This is a genomic window from Pontibacter sp. HJ8, from assembly GCF_054824225.1.
On the sequence record NZ_JSYF01000482.1, the window covers coordinates 1 to 7,820 of the forward strand.

A 7,820-nucleotide genomic window follows, 5' to 3' on the forward strand; every position below is an offset into this window, starting at 1 on the left:
TTTTTAAAAGAGGTTAAATGCGGTGATCTAGGGTATGGCCGGATATGTACTTTGGTTTTTATACCGTCTTTTTAAAAGAGGTTAAATGCGGTGATCTAAGGTATGGCCGGCATACCTATGACTACCAGGAAGGAACGCTGGTATTCATTGCCCCGGGACAGGTGGTGAGCGTAGAAAACAGCGGGGAACCGTACCAACCGAAAGGGACCGCACTTATCTTCCATCCTGATCTGATCCATGGCACTGATCTTGGACGGCATATGCAGGACTATACCTTCTTTGGTTACCAATCGAATGAAGCGCTTCACTTGTCAGAGCGCGAAAGGCAGATTGTGCTGGATTACTTTTCCAAGATTGAATACGAGTTAGAACACGCCATTGATAAGCATAGTAAAAGACTCATCGTATCCAACATCGAATTGTTTCTGGGTTATTGTGTCCGATTTTACGACCGCCAATTCATCACCCGCGACAATGCCCATAAAGGCATTTTGGAGCGGTTTGAGAGTTTGTTGAATGCGTATTACCAATCTGACAAACCACAAACAATCGGTTTGCCTTCGGTAGTCTGGTGTGCAGGCGAACTGAATCTGTCGGCCAACTACTTTGGTGACCTGATCAAAAAAGAAACAGGACAGACAGCGCAGGAATACATACAAGCGAAGGTGATGGATGTGGCGAAAGAAAGGATTTTTGACCACAGCAAGTCCGTTAGCCAGATCGCTTATGAGCTGGGATTCAAGTATCCGCAGCATTTTACCCGTTTATTCAAGCAGCGTGTGGGGCAATCTCCAAACGAGTACCGGATGCTCACTTAACAGTATATTGGAACATAAGCCAAACTCCGTCTACGCCTAGCTCTCTTTATGTACCATCCGTTGATCTGCTATACAGACAATTCTGCAGAACATGAAACGCGTTATACAACAACTCTTATGTTTAGAAGGACGAACAGAGGCACTACTCCCCTACTTACTGATACACTCCCATAGCCACTAAATTCATATGGATAAAGTTCTTTAATTCCACGATCTACTCAAAAGCCGCTCTACTCAAATGGAGCGGCTTTTTTATTCGGTAGATTTTCAGTGAAAGCCTCCTCAATTGCCTCTCGGCAAGTTTGCACTTTCTCTATCAGTAACCTTATCCTATATTCTGTATCGCCGGCGTAAACATCCTGCTACTGATTTGTAGAATCCGGCAAGGACTTGATTCGGTTTATACCTGTTGGCTTTAGGTTGCTAAATCTCTTTCTCTTGCAGGTCCCTCCTGCTAAAGCTTTTGCGCTAAAATGCTCTGCTCTATTTGAATGATTACTACTTTAACTTGAAGAGAAAAAATTGCAAGGATTAATTGTAACGTTTTCCGGTCTTAACCATCTAATCTTAAATCAGTTAAGTGAAAACTCATAAAGGTATAGCAGCACATAACAAAACCGACTTTACTGAATTCAAATCTTAATCGAATGCTATGGTAAAAGCTTACCCATATCGAAATAACACCACTGGTAACTAAACAAGGGCTCGAAGCTTTGGAGAAGCCCAGGATTGAGTTTTATGTTAAAACAAGCGAGCAGCTAGCATTATCCCGGAACAAGATCATAAACCTTTAAAAAATACTCTTATGAAAAACAAAATGACAGGGCTTGTTTTGGCTTCGATATTGTTTACAGCTTCCATCGTATTTGTACAGTGCTCTAAAGATTCAGATGACCCATTTCCTATAAGAGGTGAAAACCAGGGGAAAGAAATTTTCCGTTACGACACCTTCGGAGATGAAGAGTTCTGGAGTGGTCTTTTGCATATAGATAAAGCCATAGCTGGTGCAGATAACGGGGGATTTGGACCAGGCGTTAGTCCTGCTACAGCATTAGCTGTGGGGTTAAAAGTAGATGCGGAAGCGCTTCCGCCGGAAGTAGTTTCAGGAATAAAATCCGGGGCAGTCGATCTCAATGATCCGGCTACGACGCTTGAACTTATCAAACTGAATGCGGTAGTTGGTGTAAAAGGAATCCTGGATGATGGTGGGAACATAGTTTCTGTGGGCATTACGTGTGCCTCCTGCCATTCAACAGTTGATAACTCCTTTGCGCCAGGCATTGGAAAACGGCTTGACGGTTGGCCAAACAGGGATCTGAATGTAGGCGCCATCATTTCGCTTACTGATAATGCAAAGCCCATAGCAGATATGCTCCATGTAGACGAAGCAACGCTTAGAACGGTATTAGGCGCGTGGGGGCCTGGCAAATACGATGCTGTCCTCTTCGTGGATGGCAAAGCACTGCGCCCGGATGGAAAAGTGGCCGCCAATTTACTTCCTGCAGCGTTCGGACTAAGAGGTATAGATTTAACAACATACACCGGTTGGGGTGACATAACATATTGGAATTCATTTGTTGCGAATCTTGAAATGCATGGAAAGGGCAATTTTTCAGACCCACGTTTAAATGACCCTGTTAAATACCCGATAGCTGTCGAAAATCAGCTTTACAATGTGATGCATAATCCGGATCTGATCACGCCTAAACTAGCTGCGCTGCGTGCTTATCAGCATTCAATTCCTGCCCCTAAGCCTCCCATGGGTAGCTTTGATCCTCAAAAAGCAGGTAAGGGGAAAGCATTATTTTTAACTAAAGCAAAATGTGCTTCGTGCCATGCCCTTCCCTTATTGGCTGATAATGTGCTGCATACGGCAGAAGAAATAGGTATAGATGATTTTGCCGCGATGCGATCTCCAACCGGCAAATACCGAACTACTCCGTTAGGTGGTTTATTCACAAGAACAAAAGGAGGCTTCTACCACGATGGCCGGTTCGCTACGCTTGCTGAAGTTATCGAGCATTACGACGATCATCAGTCACTGAACCTGACACAAGCAGAAAAGAGCGATTTGGAAGAATACTTAAAATCGCTTTAGTAAAGCTGAATGAATGGCCCAATCGCTCCTTACATTATAGCCTCTATTACCTTTTCATCCGTTACAAAAGCTGTAAAAGCCTCTGTCAAATGATTGCAATAAAAAAGCTGCACAGCCGGAGAATTCTCTTTGCTGTGCAGCCTTTTTATTGCCTCTTAATTTAATGTGTGCTATCAGACAACCTGGTCAAACACAAGCAATGTTCTTACGAAGAAAAAGTGGAGTCTCGCCCAGGCAATCTAGAAAGGAAAGGGAGATTTTTCAACTAAGCGGTTTGGAATGCAAAGCCCTGCAAGAGATTAAGTTGCTTTCCCAGGTATACAGGACACGTCCTCCTACCGCCCGTTGTTTTGTTATTCAATTTGCTTCAGCCAGGCATTGACCTCCTTTTTTAATCGGGCATTGAAGTAGGGTAGAATCAGCGCGATAGTCACTCCCACATAATGCTCAATATGCTTCTCCTGGGTAAGATGCCGGTTCTGCGGCAGCTGCGCATACCTTACCCAGCTATCCGAAATGATGAACACCTGCTCAAACAACAGCGGGAATAAGTGCTCTTCTACTGTCTCTTCAAAAATGCCTTCGTGTTTATAGTGCTCAAAAATAGCCAGGAACATTTCCCTCCTGCTCCGAATAAGCTGCTCGTACGCTTCGTATACCTTAGGAAACGTCTCCAGTATCGCCGTAGATTCTGCAAAAAAGAAAATATACCGGTACATGATCCCGTAGGTTTTGGTCAGGGGCGCTACCAGTGCCTGTGCATTTATAACATTGGTAACGGCCCCGGTTGCCTGGGAAGCTATTTCTTTCTCCATCTCCGAAAAAATGGTGAGCACCAGCTCTTCCTTGGTCTTGAAGTAATACCGCAGGTGCCCGTCGCTGATGTTTAACTCCCGGGCAATCTCCCGGAGCGTGGTCTTGCTGATGCCTTTCCGGTTAAAAACCTTTACTGCCTGGCCGATGATCTTTTCCTTCATATTAGCTCTTTGGAGCTAAATTACAAAAAATCGTTATCTTTGTAGTAGCATAACTGAGCTGGTTCCATCATTTAACCAGTGGAAGTTATTGTAATCTTCAAATACCCTTACCCATTTCAGCAGCTTGCTGACGTGGAAGGCTATACCTTCAATGCCTATGAATGCCAGCAAAAAATGCCCCCAATGCGGTCAATGGTCCCGATGGACTCAAAACCCTTCGGATCGCTGCGAACACTGCCAAAGCATACTGGATCCTGTTACCGTTGCCCGGCAGCAAGCCCGGCAGGAACGCAGGCAAGAAGAAGACCAGCGCTTTACCATAGACTTTATCCGGATTAACCCGGATGAACCCTGGTTCACCAGATTTTACAAAAGAATCGGGCTGGGCTTTCAGATCGCATTTGCGTCCATCATCTCCCTTTTCCTGTGGCTCATCGCGTTGCTGGCCGGCTGAGTTGGAGCACCCTCAGTCCGCTTTTCTGGATGCTGGCAGCAGTGTATCTGGGGCATTGGGGGTGGCGCTGGCTGGCATTCCCACGGCCTGTGTGGATGCAACATTTCTTAGACGATTTGCTTTGCCTGCCGCTGGTGCTCACAGCTAGCTTGTTTGTGTTGCGGTTCTTTTACGGAACCCAGCTGCGTCTCTCCAGGTATCAAGTGGCATTTGCGGTGCTGTATTTCGCGTTGGCCTTTGAAGTTTTCTTTCCCAGGTTCATGCCCCGCTATACCGGAGACTGGATAGACGCGGTGCTCTATGCAGCAGGCGGCATGCTTTTCTACCGGTTCCTGAACAGGTAAAATCCTTTTCCTGGTTTCGGAACCGGATTCCTGTTCAATAACATACCTGACCTTCTCTGCCTCAGCTAAAGACAAAGAAAAACAGAAATGCCCTGTGAGTCAGGTAAAGTTATTACAGTTAGCTAATAAAAATATTAAGTCTATTCGGAAGCCTATCTGCTCTCGCTGATAGGTTTTTTTATGCCCTTCGGTCACTATTGCGACTCCATGACGTAAAACCAAAAGGTAAATTCATTGCGTTCCGCGTTCCTACACTACCTCTAATTGCACAGGCAGCCAAAATGGACTTGCTTGTCTGACTGATTCTACTGTTTCTATTCCCCTAAGTAACAGCACTCAATTCGTTCGAAATTGGTAGTAACACGAGCAGAATCCCCTCCCCGTTGGCTATACAGGAGCCTATTAGCAGCGAATTCTTACAAAAGCTCACCGCATTCAGAAACAGCAGATTTGTGCCTAAATATCAACCAGTATGAAAAAAATATTACCGCTTTTACTCGCCGTTTTACTGAGTGGTGCACTCAGTGCGCAAACAAAGCAAAGTAAAAAGACTAGCAAAAATAGTCCGAATGCCGCCTGGGTAAAAAATATACCGGCTGAAGATGTCATTAAATGGCGACAGCATATCCACCAAAACCCCGAACTGTCTTTTCAGGAAGAGCAAACCAGCAAATATGTGGAAGAAGTTCTGAAGTCCTTGCCTAACATCGAGGTCATCAGACCCGCTAAAACTAGCGTTATTGGTGTGCTAAAAGGCGGCAAGGCTGGCAAGACCGTAGCCTTCCGGGCAGACATGGATGCCTTGCCAATGCAGGAAGAAACCGGCTTGCCTATTAGCTCGAAAGTGAATAATGTAATGCACTCCTGTGGTCACGACGCCCATACGGCAATGCTGCTCGGAACTGCCGCTACGCTGTCTAAAATGAAAGACCAGATAAACGGCACAGTCTACTTCATTTTTCAGCATGCAGAAGAAACCCCTCCAGGCGGAGCTATTGATATCATCAAATCCGGGGCTTTGAAGGACGTTGATGCCTTTTTTGGAATGCACGTTCTACCCAATTTCCCTGCCGGCCATGTGGGTATTTTGCCCGAAGGAGCTGCTTCCACTGCTCAGGACATGTTTAACCTGGTTATTATCGGCAAAGGATCGCATGGCTCTATGCCCCATTTAGGAATTGACCCGATTGTGGTAGGGGCTGCCATTGTCAGTGCTTTACAATCTATCGTATCCCGAAATGTTGAGCCGGGCGAAATGACGGTGGTTACCATTGGTAGGTTTCAGTCTGGTGATGCTTTTAATGTGATAGCAGATAGGGCTGAACTGGCTGCCAGCATTCGCACTACCTCAGAAGAAACCAGGAAATTGGTTGAAGCCAGAACAAAGGAAATAATCGACAACATCACCAAGGCCTATGGTGCTACCTACAAACTGGATTATATCCCCACCTACCCGGCCATACAAAACGATGCTGCCCTTAACGCCCAGGCGCAGAAAAGTGCGGCTGCTATTCTGGGAAAGGAACAAGTCTTTGACGCTCCCATGATGACAGCCAGTGAAGATTTTGCCTACTACAAAGAAATAGCTCCGGTCAGTTTTGTGACGCTTGGCATCGGGGAAGGGGCAGCTAATCACAATCCCAAATTCACGGTGGATGAAAGCGCCTTGCAGAACGGGGTGAAAACCCAGGTACAGATTATCCTCGATTACCTGAATAAAAGGTAGGTATAGTCATTAAGCAGGCTGTTGAGAAAAACAAGGAAGATTTGCCCGGACACAAGGCAGACGATGGCTATGCTTTGTTCAAGTTCGGGGAAGGGCTCGGTTATAGACAGCTACAATAAATACAAAAGACCAGTTGGTTACATGGTATAGCCGGTGACATTTACTTCAAATGACACCGGCTATACCTTACCAAACAGAAATTCCTTCGCAAAAACATGGGATGGGCGTGCGGGGTTAATTCGCACTATTATTTTATAGTCTCAGGTGCCAGGATGGAATGTACATCCTAAATCAAGCTGCTCCTTTATTCCACCCGTTCGGTCACTGGATCCGGGTATTCCCCTAAAAATTCAACCCAAGCTTTTTTGATGCATGGATAATGCTTGGCAGCTTCCACAAGATCCTTGAAGGCAACCAGGTTATCTTCAAACCTCTTTTGCAAGGTGCTGTCTGCAATCGTACTGTCTTCTGTGAATGCTTTATGCGCTGTGGCTAACGAGAACATATCGGGATAAACTCTTGCGCCCAGGTGTTCCAAGGGCATTCGCAAGGACCAAAGGCCTTTGTTTCCGCCACCCATGGAGGGAGATGCAGACATGAGCAAGGCATGGCGCTCTTTGAAAGGTTGGGGCCGAAACCTGGAAACCCAATCGATCGCATTCTTCAGAAGCCCCGGCATGGAACCGTTGTATTCCGGCGACGAAATGATGAACGCATCGTTTGCCAGAAGCCGCTTGCAGAATTCCTCTGCCCCTGCAGGATGACCCTCATCTGACTCCACATCCTGATCGTAGGAAGGAACATCAAAATCACGCATGTTCGCAAAATCAACCTTCCCTCCCTTTTCTTCAATAACCTGAGCTGCCAATTGTGCCAGTCGCGTATTGAGCGAATCTTTTCTTAGCGATGCTGAAAAAACCAGGAAGTGCATCGGCTCCTCATGTTTAGGTATTTGCTGTTCGTCCATTTTATTTCTGTCTCGTGTGAGGCGGTATACCCGCCAAATATTAATTTATCACCTTTCATTTAAGGGAGTTCGGCTGCAACAAGGAGCCATTCGTCCGAAGCATTCCTTACTGAACACTGAGTCCGCCATCTATGACCTGGGTTGTACCGGTCATAAAACGGCTCTCGTCACTGGCTAGAAACAAGACCAGTTGTGCAATCTCTTCAGGGGCAGCATACCTGCCCAGCGGTATTGTTTTCTCCAGTTCTTTTTTGGCTGCTTCCGCCTGGCCCGGCGCAAAGCCTTCCTCCAGGGAGCGCATCATCCTGTTATCCACCGGGGAGGGATGCACCGAGTTCACCCGGATCTTCCGGGGCGCTGCCTCTACTGCCGCTGCCCGCATAATGCCCACTACGGCATGTTTACTGGTGATATAGGCGCTTACATTCGGGCTGCC

General features: G+C 46.4%; 8 protein-coding genes. 5 read left to right on the forward strand and 3 right to left on the reverse strand.

From position 1 onward, the window contains the following. The first annotated feature begins 44 nt into the window (after positions 1 to 44). Both OB13_RS18180 and OB13_RS18185 read left to right on the forward strand, forming a co-directional pair. Positions 45 to 818, forward strand: a complete 774-nt coding sequence (locus OB13_RS18180) for a helix-turn-helix domain-containing protein (RefSeq protein WP_461491605.1) — start codon at positions 45 to 47, stop codon at positions 816 to 818. Between the two features lie 805 nt (positions 819 to 1,623). Then, positions 1,624 to 2,916, forward strand: a complete 1,293-nt coding sequence (locus OB13_RS18185) for a hypothetical protein (RefSeq protein ID WP_461491606.1) — start codon at positions 1,624 to 1,626, stop codon at positions 2,914 to 2,916. 353 nt (positions 2,917 to 3,269) lie between these two features. Here OB13_RS18185 and OB13_RS18190 read toward each other — a convergent pair whose 3' ends face one another. Next, positions 3,270 to 3,893: a TetR/AcrR family transcriptional regulator gene (locus tag OB13_RS18190; protein ID WP_461491607.1), complete on the reverse strand. Its 624-nt coding sequence runs from the start codon at positions 3,891 to 3,893 to the stop codon at positions 3,270 to 3,272. Positions 3,894 to 4,050: 157 nt separating this feature from the next. On the opposite strand from OB13_RS18190, the gene OB13_RS18195 reads away from it, so the two are divergent. The 3 genes from OB13_RS18195 (at position 4,051) to OB13_RS18205 (ending at position 6,417) form a co-directional block, all read left to right on the forward strand. Next, positions 4,051 to 4,347, forward strand: coding sequence for a hypothetical protein (locus tag OB13_RS18195; RefSeq protein WP_461491608.1), 297 nt, complete (start codon positions 4,051 to 4,053; stop codon positions 4,345 to 4,347). A gap of 95 nt (positions 4,348 to 4,442) precedes the next feature. Further along, positions 4,443 to 4,691: a hypothetical protein gene (locus OB13_RS18200; protein WP_461491609.1), complete on the forward strand. Its 249-nt coding sequence runs from the start codon at positions 4,443 to 4,445 to the stop codon at positions 4,689 to 4,691. A gap of 472 nt (positions 4,692 to 5,163) precedes the next feature. Continuing rightward, a complete protein-coding gene (locus OB13_RS18205) occupies positions 5,164 to 6,417 on the forward strand; it encodes a M20 metallopeptidase family protein (protein WP_461491610.1) in 1,254 nt (417 codons plus the stop codon). 304 nt (positions 6,418 to 6,721) lie between these two features. Here the strand turns inward: OB13_RS18205 and OB13_RS18210 are convergent, their stop codons facing one another. Both OB13_RS18210 and OB13_RS18215 read right to left on the reverse strand, forming a co-directional pair. Then, complete coding sequence (locus tag OB13_RS18210) at positions 6,722 to 7,384, reverse strand: NADPH-dependent FMN reductase (RefSeq protein WP_461491611.1); 663 nt, start codon at positions 7,382 to 7,384, stop codon at positions 6,722 to 6,724. Between the two features lie 106 nt (positions 7,385 to 7,490). Continuing rightward, on the reverse strand, positions 7,491 to 7,820 hold a 330-nt coding region (locus OB13_RS18215; protein WP_461491612.1), incomplete at its 5' end, for an SDR family NAD(P)-dependent oxidoreductase.

Bases quoted from the DNA above. Each gene is read 5' to 3' on its own strand.
- OB13_RS18190 (WP_461491607.1), bottom strand. From the start codon at position 3,893: ATGAAGGAAAAGATCATCGGCCAGGCAGTAAAGGTTTTTAACCGGAAA.
- OB13_RS18185 (WP_461491606.1), top strand. From the start codon at position 1,624: ATGAAAAACAAAATGACAGGGCTTGTTTTGGCTTCGATATTGTTTACA.
- OB13_RS18205 (WP_461491610.1), top strand. From the start codon at position 5,164: ATGAAAAAAATATTACCGCTTTTACTCGCCGTTTTACTGAGTGGTGCA.
- OB13_RS18200 (WP_461491609.1), top strand. From the start codon at position 4,443: ATGCAACATTTCTTAGACGATTTGCTTTGCCTGCCGCTGGTGCTCACA.
- OB13_RS18180 (WP_461491605.1), top strand. From the start codon at position 45: ATGTACTTTGGTTTTTATACCGTCTTTTTAAAAGAGGTTAAATGCGGT.
- OB13_RS18210 (WP_461491611.1), bottom strand. From the start codon at position 7,384: ATGGACGAACAGCAAATACCTAAACATGAGGAGCCGATGCACTTCCTG.
- OB13_RS18195 (WP_461491608.1), top strand. From the start codon at position 4,051: ATGAATGCCAGCAAAAAATGCCCCCAATGCGGTCAATGGTCCCGATGG.